The 21,034-nt window shown below is 61.7% G+C and carries 21 protein-coding genes; 10 read left to right on the forward strand and 11 right to left on the reverse strand.

What is annotated here, in order from left to right:
* Positions 1-58 precede the first annotated feature (58 nt).
* Complete coding sequence (fbaA, locus tag J4E00_RS13345; protein ID WP_208175672.1) at positions 59-1,144, reverse strand: class II fructose-bisphosphate aldolase; 1,086 nt, start codon at positions 1,142-1,144, stop codon at positions 59-61.
* 224 nt (positions 1,145-1,368) lie between these two features.
* Complete coding sequence (locus J4E00_RS13350; RefSeq protein WP_208175673.1) at positions 1,369-1,785, reverse strand: T9SS type A sorting domain-containing protein; 417 nt, start codon at positions 1,783-1,785, stop codon at positions 1,369-1,371.
* Between the two features lie 365 nt (positions 1,786-2,150).
* On the opposite strand from J4E00_RS13350, the gene J4E00_RS13355 reads away from it, so the two are divergent.
* Both J4E00_RS13355 and J4E00_RS29855 read left to right on the forward strand, forming a co-directional pair.
* Positions 2,151-2,561 carry a hypothetical protein gene (locus J4E00_RS13355; RefSeq protein ID WP_208175674.1) on the forward strand — a complete coding sequence of 137 codons (411 nt, stop codon included), beginning with the start codon at positions 2,151-2,153 and terminating at the stop codon, positions 2,559-2,561.
* A gap of 49 nt (positions 2,562-2,610) precedes the next feature.
* The gene (locus J4E00_RS29855) at positions 2,611-2,742 is read left to right on the forward strand and encodes a hypothetical protein (protein ID WP_262898408.1); all 132 of its coding nucleotides are present in this window, start codon (positions 2,611-2,613) and stop codon (positions 2,740-2,742) included.
* Between the two features lie 89 nt (positions 2,743-2,831).
* Here J4E00_RS29855 and J4E00_RS13360 read toward each other — a convergent pair whose 3' ends face one another.
* The 9 genes from J4E00_RS13360 to J4E00_RS13400 all read right to left on the reverse strand — a co-directional run bounded on the left by J4E00_RS13360 (position 2,832) and on the right by J4E00_RS13400 (position 13,507).
* Positions 2,832-3,443, reverse strand: coding sequence for a tetratricopeptide repeat protein (locus tag J4E00_RS13360; RefSeq protein ID WP_208175675.1), 612 nt, complete (start codon positions 3,441-3,443; stop codon positions 2,832-2,834).
* Positions 3,431-4,732: a tetratricopeptide repeat protein gene (locus J4E00_RS13365; protein WP_208175676.1), complete on the reverse strand. Its 1,302-nt coding sequence runs from the start codon at positions 4,730-4,732 to the stop codon at positions 3,431-3,433. The genes J4E00_RS13360 and J4E00_RS13365 overlap by 13 nt, the downstream gene beginning before the upstream one ends.
* Entirely contained in the window at positions 4,729-7,095 is a 2,367-nt protein-coding gene (locus J4E00_RS13370; RefSeq protein WP_208175677.1) for an urea transporter, read from the reverse strand. The genes J4E00_RS13365 and J4E00_RS13370 overlap by 4 nt, the downstream gene beginning before the upstream one ends.
* A 52-nt stretch (positions 7,096-7,147) precedes the next feature.
* Positions 7,148-8,494 (reverse strand): diaminopimelate decarboxylase, encoded by a 1,347-nt coding sequence (locus J4E00_RS13375; RefSeq protein WP_208175678.1) that lies wholly within the window; start codon positions 8,492-8,494, stop codon positions 7,148-7,150.
* Between the two features lie 46 nt (positions 8,495-8,540).
* On the reverse strand, positions 8,541-9,599 hold the full coding sequence (locus J4E00_RS13380; RefSeq protein ID WP_317196621.1) for an ATP-grasp domain-containing protein: 1,059 nt from the start codon (positions 9,597-9,599) through the stop codon (positions 8,541-8,543).
* Between the two features lie 7 nt (positions 9,600-9,606).
* Positions 9,607-9,846, reverse strand: a complete 240-nt coding sequence (locus J4E00_RS13385; RefSeq protein WP_208175679.1) for an HPr-rel-A system PqqD family peptide chaperone — start codon at positions 9,844-9,846, stop codon at positions 9,607-9,609.
* Positions 9,847-9,942: 96 nt separating this feature from the next.
* Positions 9,943-11,850 carry a gliding motility-associated C-terminal domain-containing protein gene (locus J4E00_RS13390; RefSeq protein ID WP_208175680.1) on the reverse strand — a complete coding sequence of 636 codons (1,908 nt, stop codon included), beginning with the start codon at positions 11,848-11,850 and terminating at the stop codon, positions 9,943-9,945.
* Between the two features lie 154 nt (positions 11,851-12,004).
* A complete protein-coding gene (locus J4E00_RS13395; RefSeq protein ID WP_208175681.1) occupies positions 12,005-12,193 on the reverse strand; it encodes a hypothetical protein in 189 nt (62 codons plus the stop codon).
* Positions 12,194-12,334: 141 nt separating this feature from the next.
* Positions 12,335-13,507 (reverse strand): cytochrome-c peroxidase, encoded by a 1,173-nt coding sequence (locus J4E00_RS13400; RefSeq protein WP_208175682.1) that lies wholly within the window; start codon positions 13,505-13,507, stop codon positions 12,335-12,337.
* A 367-nt stretch (positions 13,508-13,874) separates the two neighbouring features.
* On the opposite strand from J4E00_RS13400, the gene J4E00_RS13405 reads away from it, so the two are divergent.
* The 8 genes from J4E00_RS13405 (at position 13,875) to J4E00_RS13440 (ending at position 20,936) form a co-directional block, all read left to right on the forward strand.
* A complete protein-coding gene (locus J4E00_RS13405; protein ID WP_208175683.1) occupies positions 13,875-14,987 on the forward strand; it encodes a sensor histidine kinase in 1,113 nt (370 codons plus the stop codon).
* Positions 14,966-15,730 (forward strand): LytR/AlgR family response regulator transcription factor, encoded by a 765-nt coding sequence (locus J4E00_RS13410; RefSeq protein ID WP_410779754.1) that lies wholly within the window; start codon positions 14,966-14,968, stop codon positions 15,728-15,730. The genes J4E00_RS13405 and J4E00_RS13410 overlap by 22 nt, the downstream gene beginning before the upstream one ends.
* Before the next feature lie 71 nt (positions 15,731-15,801).
* On the forward strand, positions 15,802-16,020 hold the full coding sequence (locus J4E00_RS13415) for a DUF1153 domain-containing protein (protein WP_208175684.1): 219 nt from the start codon (positions 15,802-15,804) through the stop codon (positions 16,018-16,020).
* A gap of 231 nt (positions 16,021-16,251) precedes the next feature.
* Entirely contained in the window at positions 16,252-17,961 is a 1,710-nt protein-coding gene (gene kaiC, locus J4E00_RS13420; RefSeq protein ID WP_236049757.1) for a circadian clock protein KaiC, read from the forward strand.
* Between the two features lie 49 nt (positions 17,962-18,010).
* The gene (locus J4E00_RS13425; RefSeq protein ID WP_208175686.1) at positions 18,011-18,325 is read left to right on the forward strand and encodes a circadian clock KaiB family protein; all 315 of its coding nucleotides are present in this window, start codon (positions 18,011-18,013) and stop codon (positions 18,323-18,325) included.
* 8 nt (positions 18,326-18,333) lie between these two features.
* Positions 18,334-18,663: a circadian clock KaiB family protein gene (locus J4E00_RS13430; RefSeq protein WP_208175687.1), complete on the forward strand. Its 330-nt coding sequence runs from the start codon at positions 18,334-18,336 to the stop codon at positions 18,661-18,663.
* Positions 18,664-18,667: 4 nt separating this feature from the next.
* Positions 18,668-20,377, forward strand: coding sequence for a sensor histidine kinase (locus tag J4E00_RS13435; RefSeq protein WP_208175688.1), 1,710 nt, complete (start codon positions 18,668-18,670; stop codon positions 20,375-20,377).
* A 136-nt stretch (positions 20,378-20,513) separates the two neighbouring features.
* Positions 20,514-20,936: a response regulator gene (locus J4E00_RS13440; protein WP_208175689.1), complete on the forward strand. Its 423-nt coding sequence runs from the start codon at positions 20,514-20,516 to the stop codon at positions 20,934-20,936.
* The last annotated feature ends 98 nt before the right edge of the window (positions 20,937-21,034 follow it).

The raw sequence follows: 21,034 nt of genomic DNA on the forward strand, positions 1-21,034 counted from the left end.
AACACGGTAGAAATGCTTCGGCAAGCTCAGCATGACGTTCTGTTTTTGGCAATAAGTGCTAGTAGCGGCGGTTGATGCAGTTCAGGTCTTCAAAGGCCTGTTTCAGGCGCGCCACGAAGGTGTCTTCGCCTTTTCGCAGCCATACGCGTGGGTCGTAGTATTTCTTATTGGGCGAATCGGCGCCGGTAGGGTTACCAATCTGGCCTTGCAGGAAACCTTCGTTCTTCACGTAGTAATCCTTGATGCCTTCCCAGAACGCCCACTGCAAGTCGGTGTCAATGTTCATTTTGATGGCGCCGTAGCTGATGGCCTCGCGGATTTCCTCCTGGCTCGAGCCTGAGCCGCCGTGGAATACGAAGTCGATGGGCAGGGCCTCTTCAATGTTGTGCTTCTGGCGCAGGAACTCCTGCGAGTTGTGCAGAATCTTGGGCTGCAGCTTCACGTTGCCGGGCTTGTACACGCCGTGCACGTTGCCAAAAGCAGCTGCAATGGTGAAGCGGTTGCTCACTTCGCTCAGCTGCTCGTAGGCGTAGGCCACTTCCTCAGGCTGGGTATAGAGCTTGCTCGAATCCACGTCGGAGTTGTCGACGCCGTCTTCCTCGCCGCCGGTCACGCCGAGCTCGATTTCCAGCGTCATCCCGATTTTAGCCATGCGCTCCAAGTAGCGCTTGCAGATTTCGATGTTCTCCTCAATCGGCTCTTCCGACAGGTCGAGCATGTGCGAGCTGTAGAGGGGCTGGCCATGCTGAGCGTAGTATTTCTCGCCAGCGTCGAGCAGGCCGTCAATCCAGGGGAGGAGCTTTTTGGCGGCGTGGTCGGTGTGCAGCACTACTGGCACGTCGTACAGCGCGGCCATGAGGTGCACGTGGTGCGCTCCCGAAATGCCGCCTGCGATGCTGGACTGCTGCTTGTCGTTGGGTACCGACTTGCCGGCGAAGAACTGCGCGCCACCGTTCGAAAACTGCACCATCACCGGCGAATTCAGGGCTTTGGCGGTTTCGAGTACACCATTCACGGTGTTGGTGCCGGTCACGTTCACGGCGGGCAGGGCGTAGCCGTTGGCTTTGGCGTTGCGGAAGAGGGCCTGCACTTCGTCGCCGTGCAGCACACCGGCGCGCAGGCCGGTTAGGGTTTGGTCAGCCATAAAAAAAGTTGTGCGGCAGGGCCGCGGTGGGATGTGAAAGCGGCAGAACGAGCGGGCCACCTGCGCGGCGGCCCCGGCAGCAAAGTACGGTCCCTGCCGCCTAACCTGAAAGGACTTGTCCCAACGACTTGGCTCCCGGCGCGATTAACCCCCAAAAAAGAGGCTGACCGTTGCAGCGGTCAGCCTCGAAGCGGCACGGTAGTTATTCGTGCGGCCCATTCTGGTTATTCGGTTGTCATTAGCATTGACTGTCGGTACACGCCTTGGCGGGTCGTGACCTGCAACTCGTATACGTAGTCGCCGGGTGGCAAGCCAATACCGGTCAGGTTTAGCCGGATGCTTTGGGCGCCGGCGCTGCAGCCCTTGCGCACCACGCCGGCCACTTTTCGGCCCATCAGGTCGAGGATGTTGAGGCGGACATCGGCTGAGTTGGCCAGGGTGAAAGGCACATTGGTTTCACCCTTATACGGGTTGGGATAGTTCTGGCCAAGAATAAACTGGCCACCGGTTACACGGTCGGGGATACGTGGGCCAAAAATGTTGGTGAGCGGCAGTATTACGTCGGGGGTAACGGCACAGCCACTGATAGGTGCTGAGTCCGAAAACAAAGCGGATTTGACGAAGCCTGGAGCATCAGCCATGTGGCAATTGACGGATGGGATTGGAGAAAAAGAAGAGCACATAAGCAGAAGAAAGACGTTCTTGATTTGCTTCTCCGAAGATGAGAACGACGGTCTGCTGATGGGATAATTACTCGGCAGTAGCCTATAAAAAGTCGATGAGCGCAAGGGCATCCGCTACCAACGCGAGAGTGTGGTCGCCGAACTGTCTGTAAGCCATTAAAATGAGCTGAGTAAGCAAAAAATGGCCAGTGGTCGGGGTAGCAGACGGACTGGGCGATTGGGCTTGAAAGAGATGGGGCCTCCAGTCACCTTTGATGCATCGAGAGTAGCCCGGCAGGCCGTCGGGCCCACCTATCTGCTCATTCACTTATCCCCACACAAATATGACGCCTCTGAGAATCTTCCGCGCCGCTGTTTGCCTGTTGTCGTTGTTATGGGCAGGAACCGCCACTGCCCAAATGCGCGACATAGAATACGCCAAGCCACGCGTCCCCATCGGCCCGGCCGAAGCCAACACGCCGGGTGGCTTTGAAACGTATTCTCCAGCGCAGTGTGCTGCGTTGCTACGCGAGCTCACTACCACGCTGCAACTGCAACCATACCAGGTACTGGCCATGCGTCGCACGCTGGCTGCGCACCTACTACCTGCCTGCTCACCCCGCACCGTGGAAGCTGAGGCTCCCAATCAGGCGCTGCGCGGATTGCTTACAGAAGCCCAACTGGACCAGCTGCGGCAGTGGGAAACGGCCCAGCCCAGCGACCGTCGGGTTAGTTTGGTCGCGTCTTTGCAATAAGGGTTACTAATTCCCGGACTGTCCCTTTTTCACCCATTCCATTTTTGCTATGCAACGCTTTGAAGACGAATTCGACAACCAACTCCGCACGGTATTAAAAGCCGATGAATACGCCAAGTTTCAAGCCAAGCGTGCCGCTCAGCAGCGGGCACGGCGGCCGGGCCGAAAGCCTAGTAAGTAGCCGGATTCCGCTCTAGTCAAATCAAGAACGTGATGTTGAGCGTAGCCGGAGCGTCACGTTCTTGATTTAAGATAACCGGACAATACTTGCTATTGTAACCGCTTGAGGCCGGCGGTAGCGGCAGCATCGCCGGGGCGAATAAGCAGGGCTTTGGTATAGAGGGCGCGGGCTTCGGCCTTCTTGCCAATGTTGAGATAGGACCAGGCCAGGGAAAGGGTAGAATCGTAGTCGAACGGGTAAAGGTTGACGACGCGCTCGAAGTAGTGAGCGGCCTGGGTGTAGGTTTTGCGGTTGAGGTAGATGACGCCGGTCCAGTAGTTGGCTTGGGTGTTTTGGGGGTCTATTTTGAGGATGCTTTCGTAGGTGCTGAGCATCTGCTCAATCTGGCCCAGTGCGTTCAGAGGCTTGATTAGGCCGAATTTGGGTTCGAGGGCATAGGGGCGCTGCTCCACGGCTTTCTGGTAGTGGGCGGCGGCAGCGGTGTAGTTTTTGGCCAGAAAGTAGAGCCAGCCCAGGCGCAGATTCTGCTCGTAAGTGCCGGTGTAAATGGCCTTGATGGGCGCAATGGCATCGGCGTAGTCGGCTTTGGCCTCGGCGGTGTAACTGGTGGCAAAGGCGGCCGCCTGGTCCGGCGCCTGGGCGGCAGCCGGCGTGGCGTACACCAGGGCAGCGGTAGCAAAGGTCAGCTTTACCAGGTCCATGCGAGGGCAGTGCTTAGGGAATGTAAGTTATAGCGGTTGCCTCTGATGAAGTCGCGGCGGCGCTCAAAGCCGTAGCCGAGGCGCAGCGACAGCCGTTGCGGCAGCAAAAGTAGCAGGCTCGTCCCAGCGCGGGCGCGCAGCGGGTCGAGCAGGTTGTAAACATACAGGCCATCAAGCTCAGCCAGTACCGGCACCTGGCCCAGGCCGCCGTAGGCTTCCAGCCAGACGCCGCAGTGCAGGTACCCACCCGCGCCCAGTAGCCCGTGCGGAAAGCTGCGGCCCCCGGAGCGCACCACACTGGCCTGCCCAAAACCATAAAGGCGCAGGTTGCCGAATGGGTACACGGTCAGGCGTAGGTCGGTTTGGAAGCGAGTGGTATCGGTGAGGCGGCCGGCGTAGAGGCCGGCCTGGACGGCCCAGTAGGGGCGGGCGTAGGCCACGGCAGCATAGCCGAGGTAGTTGCTAATGGCTTCGACCCGGCCAAAGTCGCTGCTCAGGTAATGGCCGCCAAGCAGGGCACGCCAACGCGGGGCCAGCTGGGTGCCTAGTAGGGCATGGTACTGGGTCTGGCGCACGGGGTAGGGGGCACTTGCCCCGCGCCGAAAACGGTCGGGCAGCTCAATATCCTGGCCAAAAAAGCTCAGGTTCTGGCTGAAGGTAAAGCGGGGGCTGAGGCGGGTGCCCAAACCCACCCGGAAAAAGCCAGCCGTGCCCCGGTGGCGGTTATCAGGGAATTGCACGCTGCCTTCTACCTCGACGCGGCTGAGCAACTGAAAGCCGTTGAGGTGCAGGGGACGACGTAGCGAGTCGGGCAAGCCATGCCCAATGAGGGCAGCAGCGTTGGGTTGGTTAAGTTCCAGATAGGCCAGGGCCAGCCCGTAGCGGGCAGTGGTGTCAAGCGGGTTTTCGCGCAGGGCGTGGCCGTAGTGATGGATGGCGGCGGCGGGCCGGTCCTGCGCCAGGGCAGCCTGGCCCAGCCGGCGGCGTAGGTCGGGGTAGTCGGTGCCGAGGCGCAGCTGGGCGCGGCCCACAGAGTCGAGCTCGGCCCAACGGTACTGGTTGGCGAGGGTGCTGATGAGGCTATCGGTGGTCTGAAAATCGGGCTGTTGGGCGTGCAGGGTGCCGGTGCCGAGGCTGAATATGACCAGTAGGAAGCGGAGCCACGGCCACACCCGCTCCGCTAGCTGAACGGGTGGCGGCGGGCCGCTTCGGGGCGCACGGGGCTGTCTAGCCGACAACCGGTTGGCTGGCTGCGTCGTCGGGCCGGGGGGAGAGGTTGTTTTCCTCATGCGCCAGCTATTGAACACGTCAGGTATACTTCTCGCGCTGCCTGCTTCACCCGCAGCTCAGTCAGCAGGCCGTCGCGGAAGGTTAGCTCTGCTGTCTGCTCGGTGCGTTCGCGGCCGAAATAGCCCACCGTGACGCGGCTGCGCAGGCGCACCGGGCGGCCGGGCCAGGCGGCTTCGGCCCCACCGGCCCACTCCAGCCGGAAGTGCGGCTTGAGAAAGCGGTAGAAGGGAGCCAGCACATCCTGCGCCCAACTCAGAGCGGGGTTGCGAATGATGGAGAGCGGAAACGTGTCGTGGGTGGTCTGGCCCGGCAGGCTTACCAGCGGTATGCGGTAGGCGGCCTGGTAAAAGAGGTAGAGCCAGGAAGCTTCGGACCCATAGAAAGCCGTAAAGTAGAACACCGACTCATCGCCCGCGAAGTAGGCCACGGCCCCGGTGGTCTGACAGCGCAAGTAGGTCAAATTGTAGGCATCGGTGAAGACCTCCCAGCGCTGGGCCGGGGCGTCGGGCGTGTCGGGGTTGCGCACGTTCAACGCGTAGCCGGGCGGGAAGCGCAGGGCTTGGCTCAAGGTGCGGTTGAAGGTGGGCGGACTCACGGTTTCGTTCTGACGCGGTACGTCAAAGTGATGCAGCCGGGGAACTGGGGGAAGCTGCGGAAACCCGTCCGTTCCCCCTTCGCCAGGGCCGACTGCCGCCCAAACGGGTTCCGGCGCCCATCCGGCTGAGCTGTATGCCTGCCGGAATCCGCCTGAGAGCTCTGCCGCTTCGGCGATGCCCTGCCGGACGGACTCAGCGGCCGTGCCCGCTTCTGTAGCAGGCACGGCCATGAAATATGCCAGCGGATAGGCCAGCGTGCGCGACCCCACGTAGGGCGTGGCCTGAACCTGAAAATGCAGGTGCGGCTCCGGCGAGCGGCCCGAGCTGCCGCAGGTGCCCAGCACGTCGCCGCGCCGCACGTAGTCGCCGGGCTTCACGGGCACGGAGTGGGCTCGCAGGTGCGAGAGCTGGGAGTAGAGGCCGGGCGCGTGGCGCAACACCACGGTATTGCCCCAGTTGTCGCGGGTATTTACCTCGCCAATATTGTTGTCTTCAATGTGCTGAACTACCTCCTCCACTACGCCGTCGGCGGGGGCCAGCACGGGTTTGTTGTAAGCATAGTAGTCGCTTAGGGCAAGGCCAGTGCCGTGGTAGGTGCGGCCGTCGGCATCGGCAATGGCAAAGTCGAGGGCCTGGCCCCAGGCCCCAAGATGAGTGGGCCCGCCGCTGGCATAGCCCTGGGTGCACCGCCAGCTGCCCAGGAAGGGCAGGGTGAAAGCTACCGTGCCCTGGTGAGCTAGTCGCACGCGGTCGGTGGCGTAGGCGTACAGGTTGCGCTCAGGTGAGTAGCGCTGCACCGGCGTGAGCACCAGCCCCGCACCGGGCCGCTCACGCAGCAGCAGCACATACAGGAATAGCAGCGCCGTAGCGCAGTAAGGCAGCGATAGGGCTGGCAGGCCAAGCTTACTCAATACCGCCGTGATGCCAGCCAGCGCCACCACCGTTACGGGCACGCTGAGCAGCGCCCACCCATAGCTGGCCACCGAGGGGATAACGAATACGCCGCCCACGGCCACAGCCGCCACAATATAGTTGGCCCCGAGGTTATATTCCAGGGGTCCGCTGCCTGCCGGGCCCGCCAGCAGGAGCACCCCATAGGCCCCCAAAAAGCCCAGTACCGATAGCGAAAACGCAATGCGCGAGTGCCACAGTAGCCCCGCCGCCACCAACAGCCCCGCCAGCGCATTATCCTGAAACAGCACCGAGCCCAGCGCGCGCAAGTAGGTGGCCAGCAGCGGCGGCCAGGGCCATTCGCCCACCCACTGCATCAGGTTTACCAGCCGGGGGCCACCCAGCGCGTAGGCCTCATTCAGCCAGTAGATGTTGGCCTCGGCGGGCAGCAGGTGCAGCAGTGGGGCGCTGCCCAGCATCAGCAGCCAGACGGTAGCCACGAAGGGCAGCGACAGCGCTGGCAACCCGCGTCCGCTTAGCCAGCCGCCCAGCGCTACGCTCAGCAATAAGGCCACGCCCGCACCCACCAGCACCAGACCCGCCAGTGCCGTCCCCGGCGCATAAAACGATGCTAGTGCCAGCCCCGTCAGTAGGGAATTGAAGCTATAGGCGCCCCGGTCCGTCCACTCCCTATTGAAGCCGCCGAGCCGTGCGCCCGCCACCGCCAGCATTGTGCTGGCCAGCCCCGCCATGCCCACCAGCGGGTGGGCAAATGACACCAGCAGCAACAAGCCACCCAGCCCGCGATGCTGCGAGAAGAACAGCATGCTGTAGCTGTTCAGGATGGTGCGGAAGTAGGTGGGCAGGGTGGGCATGTACTGGGCAAACAACGGACTTAAGAGGCACGTCAGCAGGTGCCATTAGTAGTCAGGACTGCAAATGCACCGGCACCTGCTCCAGCTGCTGAAGGTACTCCAGCGTCTCGGCGGCCCTAACCAAATGTACCTGACTGGTTTGGTCAATCAGCACCACATTGGGGCGCAGGTTGATGAACTGCTGCCACTGGCTCATGTTGTACGCGCCCACTTTGTGCACCACCACTTGGTCGCCGGCACTGAGCAGGGGCAGGGCGATGCTCTCGCGTAGCATGTCGATGTTCATGCAAAGCGGGCCGTAGAGGACAGTGGGCTCGGTTTGGTCGGAGAATTGGCGGGCGGGGCTGATGTGGTGGTCGTACCAGAAAGAGGTGAAAAGCAGGTTCACGCCGAAGTCGAGGATGGTGGCGCGGCGGCCGTCGGCCAGGCGCTTGGTGGCCAGCACTGTGCCGATAAGCGAGCCCGCGTCATCCACCAACGCCCGACCGGCTTCCAGCACTAGCAGCGGCAGCTCGCCGGTACGGAACCCCGCCGCAAGCAAGGCCCCCGTGATGGCTTCGGCATATTCGTCCAGGCTGGGCACGGTGTCGGTAGCGGGCAGATACGCGCCTTTCAGGGTGTTAGTGGAAGGGAAACCGCCGCCTAGGTCGAGGTATTGAACGGTTGTTTTTAGCTTCCGCTGGCAGCGCAGGGCCAGGGCCGCCAGCTGGGCCGCTGCCGTGGCGTAGGCGCTGGGCTGCAGCACGTAGGTGCCGATATGGCAGTGCAGACCCACTAGCTCCAGTCGGCCCGAGGCTACTACGCGGCTCAGGGCTTGCCAGGCCTCTCCATTCTCCAGGTTGAAGCCAAATCGGTCCCACTGCGGGTAGCTGCCGGCGTCGAGGTTCACGCGCAACGCTACGCGGGGCGGGGCGGGGCGGCTGGCCGCCACGTCCAAGAGGAGGTGCAGCTCATCGGCGTTGTCGAGGTGAATGACGGCAGCAACCGCACAGGCCCGCTCCAAATCAGCCCGCCGCTTCCCCGGTCCGTTGAACAGGATGTGCGGGCCGGGCACACCGTTGAGCAGCGCCTTTTCTAGCTCCATGCCACTCACTACCTCCGCCCACGCGCCCTCCTGGTGGAAGGTGCGGCACACCGCATTCAGGTAGTTGGTTTTGTACGACCACGCCAGCTGCACCTGCGGATACCGCGTGCCAAACGCCCGTACAGCCGCTTGGTAGCTGCGCCGCAGCTGCCGCTCGCTCAGCACAAACAGCGGCGAGCCGAACCGGGCCACCAGCTCCTCCACGCGCACCCCATCGAGGGCCGTAGTCGGCGTGGCTCCGGCCCGCGGCCCGAATTTGTTCAGCGCGCCCGCCGTGAGCTTGCGGATGGTGGGACGTTCGTAGGGAAGTTTCATGTGAAAAACGGAGGAGGTCAACTCTCCTCCTCCTCTGAGGGGATGCTCAAAGTTCGCCCAGCGCGGCTACTTGTTGGAATTCGGTGTGGTCGGTAATTAGGTCCCAGGCGTAGCGCACGAACATTTTGCCCACGGCATAGTCCTCCATCTCCATCACCGGCAGGCTCATGGCGAGGCGGAGCAGAGCAGCGGGCTGGTTCTGGCCGGCGGCGGCAGTGAGGTAAATCCAAGCCGGAAAGCGCGGGTTGATTTCGAGAATAACCAACTCGTCGCTGGTCGTGCGCATCAGCTCCAGCTCGAAGCCGCCGCGCCAGCTCGTGGCTTCGGCGAAGCGGCGGGCCAGGGCCAGTAGGGCCTCGTCTGCCAGGGTGATGCCGGCCCAGGCCTTGCCCCGGTCCGTGATGGTGAGCTTGCGCATGGGCACCGCGCTCAAGGTGCGGCCGTGTCCGTCGCCCAAGCCAGCAATATTGATTTCCTGCCCCGCCACAAACTGCTGTGCGATGAGCGGCACGCCCCACTGCCCCGCCAGCCGCGCAAACGCCTGCTCGGCCTGCGCCAGCGAGTGCACCACGGCGGCATCGTAGTAGCGACCCTTCAGCACCAGCGGCCAACCCAGGGTTTCGGCGGTGGCCAGCAGCTCGGCGGCGCTGTGCAGGGGGCGGCTGGTGGGCACACTCAGCCCATGCGCGGCCCCGAAAGCTGCCAGATTAAGCTTGTCGCGGGCTTCAAGCTGCGCCAGCGTGGGCAGAAACGTGTGAATGCCCAGCGCCCGCAGCTGCGGCCCCAGCTTGATGAAGTTGTACAGCTCGGCGTCGAAATTGGGGATGAGCACGGCCACGTCCTCCTGCTGCCGGATGTGAGCCAGCCGCTCCAGCAGCGCCGCTGTGCCAGCCGAAGGGTAGGGCAGTTGGAAGGTCTTATCTACCAGTTCGCGCAGGTAGATGCCCGGCTCCAGCGCCTCGTAGCTCAGCCCGATGATGCGCAGGTCGAAATCCGGGCTTTCGCGCAGGGCACGGATGACGGCCACGCCGGGACCGGGGCTATCGGTGGCGTTGAGGCCGGTTACGGCCACGGTGAGGCGCGGCAGGGCAGAGGTGGTGGGCACGGTGGGATTAATCTAACAAGTTGAAGTCGCGCAGCTGGGCCAGCAGGTCATCCCAATCCTTTTCGAGCTGGCCGGGGGCCACGTCGTAGCGCTCCAGGATATCGGCCTTGATAGCCGCAGCATCCTGCCCGGTTTTGGTGCGGGCCAGGATGTCGGCGGCCAGTGGGTTGGCAGCGAAGGAGTCGCCGGTGGCGGGATTGAAGATGAACCCGGCGTCGCTGGTGGCAATATTTGGTTTGAGCTTCATGCGAAAGAACGGCAGGGAGGGGTGGGGCGGCAAAAGGTTCAAACGATAAAAGGTCGTCATGCTTCGGCTGCTTTCAGCATGGCGTTTTACTTAATATTACAGAATCACCTCTACCCAGCCCTTGAACTTCCGGCCATCGGTGTACGTGACGAGGTAATAATACAGCCCACCCGTGCCCATGCCGCCCCACTGAAAGCCACGCTCCGAGGACGAATACACCTGCTGCCCCCAGCGCGAGAAAATGCGGATGTTGGCAAATTTCTGGTCGCAAAAGTCCAGTGGCAGGTCGGGCATGTAGAAGAAGTCGTTCAGGCCGTCATTATTCGGGGTGATGACGTTTGCGGGCTTGAAGACTGCCGGGTCGGCTGCTGGCACTACCTCAAAGCGCACGGTCCGGGTCTGGGGCAGCGGTGTGCAGGGGCCGGTTTCGGCCAGTTGGAAGTGGACCAGGAGGCCACCCTCGCCGGCTATTGCCACGGCCGTACAGCTGGGCTCCCAGCTAAAGGTGGCATTGGCCTGGCCCGTACCATTCTGAGCGGTAAACTGCATACCCACAGCGGCCAGGTCGAAGCCCGCACCAGTGGCGGTCAGGGCCAGGGCGTTGCGGTCGGCATCGGTGCCGGCCAGGGTGGCGGTGTAGCGCTGGCCCATGGTCACGCGGACCACGGCGGGCACATCGTCGGAGATGGGCAGGGGAGCCGGCGGGAAGCTGGTGGTGAGTACCGGCGCGGCATTTGGGGGCTGGGTGGCAGTGAAGGCCACGCGCAACGTGTCGTGCTTGGGCAGGCTGCACCCGTTATCGGCCACAATGAGGTCGAGCAGGTACACCTTGCCTTTAGTGTCGGTGCACTCAGGAAAGCAGAGCGTCGTGGTCAGCGTGTCGGTGGCCGCACGTACCGTGCCCGTGGCCGTGGTGGTGAACGTGACGGCGGGTACCGTGAAATTGACCGGCCGGCTGGTCATGGTCAGTACCGAGTTAGCGTCGGGGTCGGTGTAACGGATGGTGAGGCAGCGTGGGCCACTGGGCAGCAGGCGCAAGGTGTCGCGGCCAGGGCGGTAATTGATGATGCTGCCGGCCAGGTGCATTTGCAGGGCCGGGGCAGTGTTAGTGGGGCAGTTCAGCACGTAGAGCTGGAAGTCGCGCCGCGTCTCGCCAATCTTCACCCCGCGCCGGTATTCCGAGCAGCGCGCTCCAAACACGAACAGGCCCAGGTTGCTGGCGCGCACCGTGAGGCGGCCGGTGTGCGCATCAATGCCCAGCGCGGGCGAGCCCGGAATCTGGTTGCGGGTGCTCAGGCCCGCGTTCCAGGTGATGGGAGAGTAGGGAGCGCCCGTAGGCAGCGGCGCGGTGTTGTTGGCCGCGGCGGTAGAGTGGCCGTTGAGCGGCGTCACCATATCGTACACCAGCGAGTCGCCGTCGGGGTCCACACCGCCGAAATCGTAATAAAACAGCTCGCCCCGGCACGCATAGTCGCCCAGCGGCGGGAAAATGCGCGGCGTCGAGTCAATAAAAGCCGCGCCTGAGCGAACGACGGCCGGAAATTCGAGGTAAAAGGTCTGGGCCGCGCTCCCGGGGTTCACAATGTTGCTGATGCTCAGGTTGCGGCAGCAGCGCTCCACGGCCACGTAGTAGCCAGCCGGGTTGGCATAAGTGGTAGCGTCAAGGACAATGTCCTTGGCATACACCAGCTTGCGGGTACTCAGCGAGCCTACGGCGCAGGCCGGGTTGGTATACTGCACGAAGGTGTTGCTGGTGAGCGGTAGCGTGACGAGGGTGAGGCGCTGGTTGGTGGTTTTATCAAAAATGCCTGCTATCAGGCTTTGGTCGAGCGCCCCGGCACTGCCGTTGATGGCGTCGAAATACAGGTTAAGCGTCAGGGTATAATTGCTGCCGGTGCTGTGCTGCAAATCCAGCTCCCCGCCCACAATGTGCGTGGCCGAAGCTCCCAGCGGCAGCAGCAGGGCCAGCAGTAGCATAAGCCGGGTTAAGCAGGAGACAATCATGGAAACAGAATAAGAAGTAGTGATGCGCGAGCAGTTCACCTCACCCCTGACCCCCTCTCCCCAAGGAGAGGGGGCACCGGTCTTGCCTTGGTGGGAACGAAAGGCAGGCCTGTTCCCTGAAAAGCAAGGGTGGGGGTGAGGCTACTGCCGCTGCTTAGCTAGCACCGCCAGGCGTGGTATTGCCCGAAGTGGTGGTAGTAGTTGTGGTGGGCGTAGTCGTGGTCGTTTTCTTCTGGCAGCCACCGTTGGGGGCTACGTTGTCTTTCTCGCAGCCCGAGAAGCTGCTCATGGAACACAGCAGCGCGGCGGCGCTGGTAAGGCGTAGGAAGTTGGTTAGGCGCATAAAATTTGGTTGGGGAAAAGTTGAAAAAGGAAACTGATAGAAGAGAGAGGGCCTAGTACCCCGAAGCTGTGCTTTGGTCCGGCGGAAGCCGTTACAGCGTCATTCGCCTGAGCCGAAGCATAGTCCTCTGAGGTGCTTATTTTATTGAATATTACCGCCTACGGCTAGGCCGCTGGGCACGGTAGCGGGCACGGTGCGGTCGTAGGTGGAGGCCGTGAGCGTACCCAAGAAGGCAATGATGGCCTGGGGGTCCGTGACGCGGGTGGGAAACAGCGGGTCGCGCTGGCTAGTGGGCACGTGCGGGTTGGCAGAAGGCGGCGCGCCCCGGCCGGGGTCGTAGAAATTGAGCACGCCTTGCAGGTTGGCCACCGTGCCGCTGTGCATGTAGGGCGCCGTCAGGGCCACGTTGCGCAGGCTGGGCGTGCGGAAAGCATACGTGCCGTTCGCACCTGAATCGGAGGCAGTGTTCTTGGCATTATCCGCTACGCCGAGGATGTGGGTTTTGTAGTCGCTGAGCATGGGCCCGCTGTGGCACTTGGCACAGCCACTCGTCACGAAGGCATTCAGGCCCTGCACTTCCAGCGTGTTCAGGGCCGCTTTGTTGCCGCGCATGTATTGGTCAAACGGAGCGTCCGTGGCCAGTAGCGTGCGCTCGAAGCAAGCCAGCGCTTTGCCAATATTGACGGCCGTGATGGGGGTGGCCTCCGCAAAAGCGGCCCCGAACAGCGTACCATACGCCGGAATGCGGCGCAGCCGAGCCACCACTGAATCCAGGGCGGCAGCTTCGGTGCACTGACGGCCGCGCATTTCCTCCAGTGTGGCAACGGGCACGAGCGACTGCGTTTCGAGCGACTGGGCGCGCACGTCCCAAAACATAGCGGCTGTGGTTGGGTCGGTGCTGCCGCTGGCGCTGATTCCGTTGAAAGCCGCGTTGAGGATAGTAGGTGAGTTGCGCTTCACAAACGGAATATCGTTGGGTGCCCGGAAGTGGCGGGCCGTGCCCAAACCGGTGCCATTGGCCCCCACGGACAGGTCCAGGGCATCGGCGTAGCCGGTAGCAGGGTGGTGGCAGCTGGCACAGCTCACATCCTTACCGCCCGAGAGCACGGGGTCCCAGAACAGGGCCCGGCCTAATGCAATTTTGGCCGGGCTACCGGGGTTGTTGGCCGGTGCGGGTGCCACTTGGGGCAGCGCCTGAAGTGTGGACAGGTCGACGGTGTTGGGGTCGGCGGTCTGCTTCTGACACGCCACTGCCACCAGCAGGGCCGCGGCGGCCAGCATCGAAGCAATTCTTGGGAATAGAGAAGCGGCCATTCGGCGAGGTAAAATAGAAGCGGAAAAACAGCAGCCCGCCGTTTAATTGGGTTGCTGGGTTAACTCAAATTTGTTGGTGAAAAGGTGCTGTTGCGCACCCCAATCGCCGAGTGCCGGGTGCGCGTCGCCCATTGGCATGTTTGAGAGGCCGATTGCCCAACGCGGACGACTAATCACCCTTTTACAGCATACCAACTGCCCAAAGCGCTAGCTGGCCGATGCCCTCGCCCTGCCGGCCGATGTGGCAGCGGCAGCTCAGGCCCGGGTTGTAGCTTGCGGAGCAAAGAAGGAGCGAAGAGCTAAAAGTGAACGGTTGAAACAGACAGCCTTTTTCACCATTCGCTTCTGGCATTCAACTCAGGAATCTATGCCCTTACAGCTACTCCGTTCGGCTTCCACGCTGCTGCAACACGCCTTGGTTTGGGGCTTGGTGGTGGTGCTGCTGTGGGCCCAGCAACCCGATTACCCGGGCCCCAAGCCCACCGAGTTCTGGCTGACGCAGGCCGTGGTTTTTGGGTTGATGGTGGCCTTGTTTTATCTGAACGTGGGCTGGGCTGCGCCGCGCCTGCTCTACGGCCACAAAGCCTGGGCCTACGTGCTGCTCAATGCCGGAGCCGTGGTGCTGGTGCTGGCCGTTCATCAGCAGGTGGAAACCCGCCTGGGCGTGCCCGAACTGGTAGCCACCGCTCGCGAAGCCGTACTGAACCCACCCAACCCGTGGTCGGGCCCGCGCCCGCACCCGCAGCTGGGTCCCGAGGAAGGCCGGCCGTTATTCAACACCGGCGTGCTGCTCATCACGCTGCTGGTGCTGGGCATTGCCACCAGCCTTGCGGCCATGCAAAAGGGCCAGCGCGATGCCGAAAGCCGCCTGGAGTTGGAGCGCCGCCAGGTGGCCACCGAGCTCAGCCTGCTCAAAGCCCAGATAAACCCGCATTTCTTTTTCAACACCCTCAACAACATCTACGCCCTCACGCTGCTCAACGCCGACCAGGCCCGCGCCGCCCTGCATCGCCTTTCGCGCATGATGCGCTACGTGCTCTACGAATCGCCGGCCGGCCACACCCGCCTCAGCCAGGAAATCAGCTTCCTGCAAGACTACATCGAGCTTATGCACTTGCGCCTGACCAACAAAGTACAGGTCCATTTCGAGCGGCCCGACCCGCTCAGCCCTGACCCATTCATTGCGCCAATGCTTTTTCAGCCCTTTGTAGAGAATGCGTTCAAGCACGGCGTGAGTGCCACTTCGCCCAGCAACATCACCATCGAATTGCGCCAGCCCAGCGCCCACACCGTGGAGTTGTGCGTGCGCAACACCGTTTTCCCTGCGCGCCCGGATGCCGATGACGACGAACCCGGTGGCATTGGCCTGGCCAACACCCAGCGCCGCCTCGACTTACTTTACCCGCAGGCCCACACCGTCCGCGTCATCCCCCGCAATTCTTCCAACGAATACGAAGTATGTCTGTACCTGAATCTGTAGCTCCGCTGGTTATCAACTGCATGGCCGTCGACGACGAGCCGCTGGCCTTAGGCCTAGTGTGCGCCTTTATTGAGCAAACGCCCTTCCTACGCCTGGCCGGCCGCCACGAAAGCGCCGTGGCGGCCCTGCGCGCCCTGCACGAGCAGCCCGAGATTCAGCTGCTGTTTCTCGACATCAAAATGCCCGACCTCAGCGGTCTGGAGCTGGCCCGCGTGCTGCAAAAAGGGCCCCGTGTCATCTTCACCACTGCCTTCAACCAGTACGCGCTGGAAGGCTTCCGCGTCGACGCCCTGGACTACCTGCTCAAGCCCTTCAACTACGAGGAGTTCCTGCGTGCTGCTCTCAAGGCCAAGGCGTATTTCGAGCTAAAGCAGGCCCATGCCGCCGCGCCGCCCGTTGCCGCCCTCGCCCCAGAGCCCGAGCAGGACCACATCTACCTCAAAGTGGAGTACCAGCTGGTGCGCGTGGCCCTGGCCGACATCGTGTACGTGGAGGGCCTCAAGGACTACGTGAAAGTGCATTTGGCCAGCGCCACCCGGCCGCTGCTCTCGCTCACCAGCCTGCGCAGCATGGAGGAAAAACTGCCCGCCGGCAAGTTCATGCGCATCCACCGCAGCTACATTGTGGGCCTGGGCCACATCCAGGCCGTGGGTCGGGGCACGGTTCAGATAGCCGGCGAAACCCTGCCCGTGAGCGACGGCTACCGCGAGGCCTTCGACCAGTTTTTTAGTCGCTGGAAATAGGAAAAAAAGATGGGCTGGATTCGGGAGGAATTTACGCTGGCTTAACAGATGGTGTTTATCTTGCACGAGCTATGAGCCAATCACCGCCTGATTTCTTTGACACCGATGGTCGACCCGAACCGGCCCCTGATGCCAGCGCTGCGGACCGCAAGCTGAAAGTGTGGGCCGTGCTCAATGCCGTGGACCAGGGCCTGATGAGCACCGATGAAGCCTGCCGGGCATACGGCATCAGCCCCACCGAGATGGAAGACCACCGCGCTGGCTGGCGCGATTTTGAAGCTGGTCGCTAGCATACCTGAATGGTTTAGAGCCGTAACGCCTTGCGTTTTGCTGCTGAGCAACCGGCGCCGCACGAGACCACGCTCAGCCGCGCAAATCAAACACTATCAGCAACGACGAGCCTTTAATCTATTGGGGCTCGCCCTCGTTTAGACTTCTCCCAACTATTCTCTTCAGGGGTTAGCTTTGCTAGGATATAAATTTCCTCTATGCAAGCGCAAAACCCTGCGGCTGCTTCCGCATTGCCTAAATTACCCAAGTCCCCGACCGGCATCGAGGGGCTTGATGAAATAACTGAAGGGGGCCTGCCGCTGGGCCGCCCCACGCTGATTTGCGGCAGTGCCGGCTGTGGCAAAACCCTGATGGGCATCGAGTTTCTGGTGCGCGGCATTCAGGAATTCAACGAGCCGGGCGTGCTCATGGCCTTTGAGGAGACTGTTCCCGAACTGGCCGCCAACGTGGCCTCGCTGGGCTTCGACCTGAAAAACCTGCAGGCCCAGAAGCTGCTGCGCGTCGACCACGTGCACGTTGACCGCTCCGAGATTGAGGAAACGGGCGAGTATGATTTGGATGGCCTGTTCATCCGGCTGGGCTATGCCATTGATTCCATCGGTGCCAAGCGTGTGGTGCTCGATACCATTGAGGCCCTGTTTTCGGGCTTTCCCAACCAGGCCGTGCTGCGCTCCGAAATCCGTCGGCTGTTTCGCTGGCTCAAGGACCGGGGCGTGACCACCGTCATCACCGCCGAGCGCGGCGACGGCTCACTCACGCGTCAGGGCCTGGAAGAGTACGTGTCGGATTGTGTGATTCTGCTCGACAACCGCGTAATTGACCAGATTACCACGCGCCGGCTGCGCATTGTGAAGTACCGGGGCAGCACGCACGGCACCAACGAATACCCTTACCTCATCACCGAAGACGGCATTTCGGTACTGCCCGTGACTTCGCTCCGGCTGGAACATGAAGTATCGGACCAGATTGACTCCAGCGGCATTCCTGCCCTGGACGAGATGTTTGGCCGGCGCGGCTTCTACCACGGCAGCAGCGTGCTCATCACCGGCACCGCCGGCACGGCCAAAACCACGCTGGGTGCCTCCTTTGCCCGGAAAATCTGCCAGGAAGGCAAGCGCTGTCTGATGTTCGTGTTCGAAGAATCGCCCCAGCAACTAATTCGCAACATGCGTTCGGTGGGCATCGACTTGGCACCTTTCATCGAAAACGGCCTGCTACACATCGAAGCCTCACGGCCTACGCTCAATGGGCTGGAGCGCCACCTCGTCACCATCCACCGGCTGGTGAAGGAGCTCGACCCCTATGCCGTGGTCATCGACCCCATCACCAACCTGATTTCGGTAGGCAACATGGCAGAAGTACGGAGCATGCTCACGCGCTTGATTGATTTTCTGAAGGTAAGCAACATCACGGCCGTGTTTACGGCTTTGGTAAATACTGGCGTAGGCCGCGCCGAAATGACTGAAGAAGGCGTGTCGTCGCTGGTTGATACCTGGGTTTCGGTGCGCGATTTGGAGGGCGTGGGTGAGCGCAACCGCGGGCTCAGCATTCTGAAATCGCGCGGCATGGCCCATTCCAACCAGGTGCGTGAGTTTATTGTGACGGACCACGGCATCGAGCTGCTCGACGTAGTGATAGGACCAACCGGCATCGTGACCGGGGCCAGCCGCCTCACCCAGCAGCTGGCCGAGCACGCCCAGGACCTGGCCGCCCACCAGGAAGCCGAGCGCCGCGACCGCGAGCTGGAGCGCCGTCGCCGCGTGCTCGAAGCCAACATTGCCAACCTGCGCACCGAGTTTGAGAGCGTGGAAGAAGAGCTGCGGCAAATAACTACCCACGAGCAAACCCGTCACCAAACGCTCCAGAGCGGCAAACAGCGCATTGCCGCCGCCAATCCGCCCATTCAGAACCCGCCCGCTGCCAACCCCAGCGGCGAGTAATCCGTATCACCGCGTTGCCCCCGGCCACCCGCCACCCATTGCCTTTTACATGTCTGAAGTAATTGAAGAAGAGAACCCAGCGGAAACCTGGGAGTTGCGTCTGTACGTGGCCGGTCAAACCCCGAAGTCAGTGACAGCGCTGGCCAACCTGAAAAAACACTGCGAACTGCACCTTAAGGGGCGCTATAAGTTAGAGGTTATCGACCTGCTGGTGAACCCGCAGCTGGCCGAAGGTGACCAGATTCTGGCCATTCCCACGTTGGTACGCAAGGTGCCCGAGCCAATCCGCAAAATCATTGGCGACCTTTCGAACGAGGAGCGGGTACTGGTAGGGCTCGACGTTCGTCCGGCCCTCCGCGATTAGCCTGGCCCATGGAACCGTTCCCGGACCCCCTGGCCTTTCCGGAGCCTGCTGAGCCCGAATACTCGTTGCACCTGTACATCACGGGGGCCACGCCTAATTCGACGCGTGCTGTGCGTAACATCAAGGAAATATGTGAGTTGCACCTGAAGGGGCGTTACGAGCTAGTGATTGTGGACATCTACCAGCAGCCAGAACTGGCTCAGCAGGAAGACCTGATTGGTGTGCCTACGCTCATCAAGCGGCGCCCCGGGCTGGTGCGCCGGCTGGTGGGCGACCTCTCGGACCACGACCGGGTGCTGAAGGCTTTGGGAATAATGCGGCTGCCTGACGACCTTTAAGGCGATGAGCACTCCAAGTCTTACCGCCGCCGACCTTGCCCGTGAAAACGAGGAGCTGCGCTACCAGCTGGAGGAAGCGCACGAGCTGATTCACGCCATTCGGACCGGGGCCGTGGATGCGCTGGCTGTGCAGGGCTCCGAGGGGCCGCGCATTTTCACACTGCAGGGCGCCGACCAGGGCTACCGCACCCTCATCGAGCAGATGAGCGAAGGCGCCCTGCTGCTCAGCAACGACGGCACCGTGCTCTACGCCAATGCCGGCCTGGCCAGCTTGCTGGGCCGCAACCTGAGCGAGGTCATCGGCAGCACGTTCGACAGCTTTATACCGCTGCCTTTTCGGGATTACTGGGCTGGGCTAGTACTGAAGGGCTGGGCCGGTAAGAGCAAAGGCGAACTGCCGCTACGAACGGAGGCCGGACCGCTGATACCGTTTTCGGTAAGTACGAACGTGTTGACGTTTAATGATAACGATGTGCTGGCCGTAATTGTGACGGACTTGTCGGCACAGCGCGAAATAACTGCCATCGAGGCGCAGGTAGCCGAACAAAACCGCATTATCAGCCGCAAAAACGAGGAAATCCAACGGCAGGAAGCCGCCCGGCAGGAAGTGGAGCGCGCCGCCGCCGAAGCCCACCGCATGCTGGAAGGCATCCCTCACATTGCCTGGACCACCAACCCGCAGGGCCGCATCACCTACCTCAACCGCCGCTGGTACGACTACACCGGCCACGACAACCACACGCCGCTCGACGAGCAATGGCTGCTGCACCTGCACCCCGCCGATGCCGAGGGCACCAACATTCACCTGGCGCATTCTCTAAGCACCGGCGACGCGTTTGAGATGGAGTTTCGGTTTCGCAACCAGGCCGGGGCCTACCGCTGGATGCTGGGCCGTGCCCTGCCTTCGCGCAACGCCACGGGCGAAATCATGCAGTGGATTGGCACGAGCACCGATATTCACGAACACCGCCTGGCACTGGAACGCATCGATTTGGCCCAGAAACAGCTGCGTGACAACAATGCCCAGCTTACCCGGGTGAATGTGGACCTGGACAACTTCATCTACACGGCCTCGCACGACCTCAAAGCGCCCATCAGCAACATTGAGGGCCTGCTCGATGCCCTGCTGGTGGAGCTGCCCGCCGAAACCGTGCAGCAAGACCCCGTGCAGCCCATTCTGGGCCTGATGCAGGACTCGGTGAACCGCTTCAAGCGGACCATTGAGCAGCTAACTGACGTGAGCAAGCTGCAAAAGGAGCACGGCCGCCCCACCGAACCCATCGACGTAGGCACCGTCGTGCACGACGTGCGCCTCGACCTGGAACCGCTTATTCACAGCAACGCGGCCGAGCTGGAAATAGCGCTGGAAGCGCTCACGGTGCTGTTTTCGCAGAAGAACCTGCGCTCGGTGGTATTCAACCTTCTCAGCAACGCGCTGAAATACCGTTCGCCCCAGCGGCCGCCGCGCATTTCCCTGCGCACCTGGACCGAAGAAGGCTTTGTGGTGTTGGAAGTGGAAGACAACGGCCTGGGGCTGGACGCGGCTAGCAAACACAAGCTATTCGGTATGTTTCAACGCTTTCACGACCACGTGGAGGGGTCGGGCATTGGGCTGTACATGGTGAAGAAGATGGTGGAAAACGCGGGTGGTCATCTTATAGTGCGCTCCGAATTGGGTACCGGCACCTCGTTTCTCGTATACTTCCCTCGTTAAGTAATAAGGGATTCCGTAGAAAGCGCGGCCCAATAGGCTGACCGCTCGACTACGCCGTCTTACTGCTTGATTCAGATTATTTACCTGACCTTCCACCGCGCGCTGCCCTGCATTTGGATTTGTTCGTTTACTGTTTATGCAAAAGCTCACCTGTGCCCTACTGGTTGACGACGACCAGGCAACCAACTACCTCAATAGCCTGCTGCTGAAACGATTGAACGTGACCGACAAGCTGCTGGTGGCCCTCAACGGGCAGGAAGCGCTGGATTTGCTGCTCCTGCACTGCCAGGAAGCCGTTGTGGAGTGTCCGGTCCTGATTCTGCTGGACGTGAAGATGCCCGTGATGGACGGCTTCGCCTTTCTCGAAGCTTACGACAAGCTGCCCATCAAGCAAAGGAATGCCATTATCATCGTGATGCTCACCACCTCGCTGCATCCCCAGGACGTAGACCGGGTGCAGCGGCTCAACATCGCCGGCTTTTTAAACAAGCCATTGACCGAGGCCAAAATCAACGACGTGCTGAAGAACCATTTCGACCGGCACCTCCCAGAAGCTTAGGTGAAGGATAGATAAGTGCTTCATACAGTGGCAAGAGTAGCTCGGGAACGTTGCCGGTCTGTCCCGAATGTTCCAACCGGGCGCTACCTTCAAGCTAT

Source organism: Hymenobacter negativus, assembly GCF_017571495.1.
In the GTDB taxonomy this organism is placed as follows: domain Bacteria; phylum Bacteroidota; class Bacteroidia; order Cytophagales; family Hymenobacteraceae; genus Hymenobacter; species Hymenobacter negativus.

What these genes read in the sequence shown, in the direction of transcription:
- fbaA (WP_208175672.1), bottom strand. Translation starts at nt 1,144, where the DNA reads ATGGCTGACCAAACCCTAACCGGCCTGCGCGCCGGTGTGCTGCACGGC.
- J4E00_RS13350 (WP_208175673.1), bottom strand. Translation starts at nt 1,785, where the DNA reads ATGGCTGATGCTCCAGGCTTCGTCAAATCCGCTTTGTTTTCGGACTCA.
- J4E00_RS13355 (WP_208175674.1), top strand. Translation starts at nt 2,151, where the DNA reads ATGACGCCTCTGAGAATCTTCCGCGCCGCTGTTTGCCTGTTGTCGTTG.
- J4E00_RS29855 (WP_262898408.1), top strand. Translation starts at nt 2,611, where the DNA reads ATGCAACGCTTTGAAGACGAATTCGACAACCAACTCCGCACGGTATTA.
- J4E00_RS13360 (WP_208175675.1), bottom strand. Translation starts at nt 3,443, where the DNA reads ATGGACCTGGTAAAGCTGACCTTTGCTACCGCTGCCCTGGTGTACGCC.
- J4E00_RS13365 (WP_208175676.1), bottom strand. Translation starts at nt 4,732, where the DNA reads ATGAGGAAAACAACCTCTCCCCCCGGCCCGACGACGCAGCCAGCCAAC.
- J4E00_RS13370 (WP_208175677.1), bottom strand. Translation starts at nt 7,095, where the DNA reads ATGCCCACCCTGCCCACCTACTTCCGCACCATCCTGAACAGCTACAGC.
- J4E00_RS13375 (WP_208175678.1), bottom strand. Translation starts at nt 8,494, where the DNA reads ATGAAACTTCCCTACGAACGTCCCACCATCCGCAAGCTCACGGCGGGC.
- J4E00_RS13385 (WP_208175679.1), bottom strand. Translation starts at nt 9,846, where the DNA reads ATGAAGCTCAAACCAAATATTGCCACCAGCGACGCCGGGTTCATCTTC.
- J4E00_RS13390 (WP_208175680.1), bottom strand. Translation starts at nt 11,850, where the DNA reads ATGATTGTCTCCTGCTTAACCCGGCTTATGCTACTGCTGGCCCTGCTG.
- J4E00_RS13395 (WP_208175681.1), bottom strand. Translation starts at nt 12,193, where the DNA reads ATGCGCCTAACCAACTTCCTACGCCTTACCAGCGCCGCCGCGCTGCTG.
- J4E00_RS13400 (WP_208175682.1), bottom strand. Translation starts at nt 13,507, where the DNA reads ATGGCCGCTTCTCTATTCCCAAGAATTGCTTCGATGCTGGCCGCCGCG.
- J4E00_RS13405 (WP_208175683.1), top strand. Translation starts at nt 13,875, where the DNA reads ATGCCCTTACAGCTACTCCGTTCGGCTTCCACGCTGCTGCAACACGCC.
- J4E00_RS13410 (WP_410779754.1), top strand. Translation starts at nt 14,966, where the DNA reads ATGTCTGTACCTGAATCTGTAGCTCCGCTGGTTATCAACTGCATGGCC.
- J4E00_RS13415 (WP_208175684.1), top strand. Translation starts at nt 15,802, where the DNA reads ATGAGCCAATCACCGCCTGATTTCTTTGACACCGATGGTCGACCCGAA.
- J4E00_RS13425 (WP_208175686.1), top strand. Translation starts at nt 18,011, where the DNA reads ATGTCTGAAGTAATTGAAGAAGAGAACCCAGCGGAAACCTGGGAGTTG.
- J4E00_RS13430 (WP_208175687.1), top strand. Translation starts at nt 18,334, where the DNA reads ATGGAACCGTTCCCGGACCCCCTGGCCTTTCCGGAGCCTGCTGAGCCC.
- J4E00_RS13435 (WP_208175688.1), top strand. Translation starts at nt 18,668, where the DNA reads ATGAGCACTCCAAGTCTTACCGCCGCCGACCTTGCCCGTGAAAACGAG.
- J4E00_RS13440 (WP_208175689.1), top strand. Translation starts at nt 20,514, where the DNA reads ATGCAAAAGCTCACCTGTGCCCTACTGGTTGACGACGACCAGGCAACC.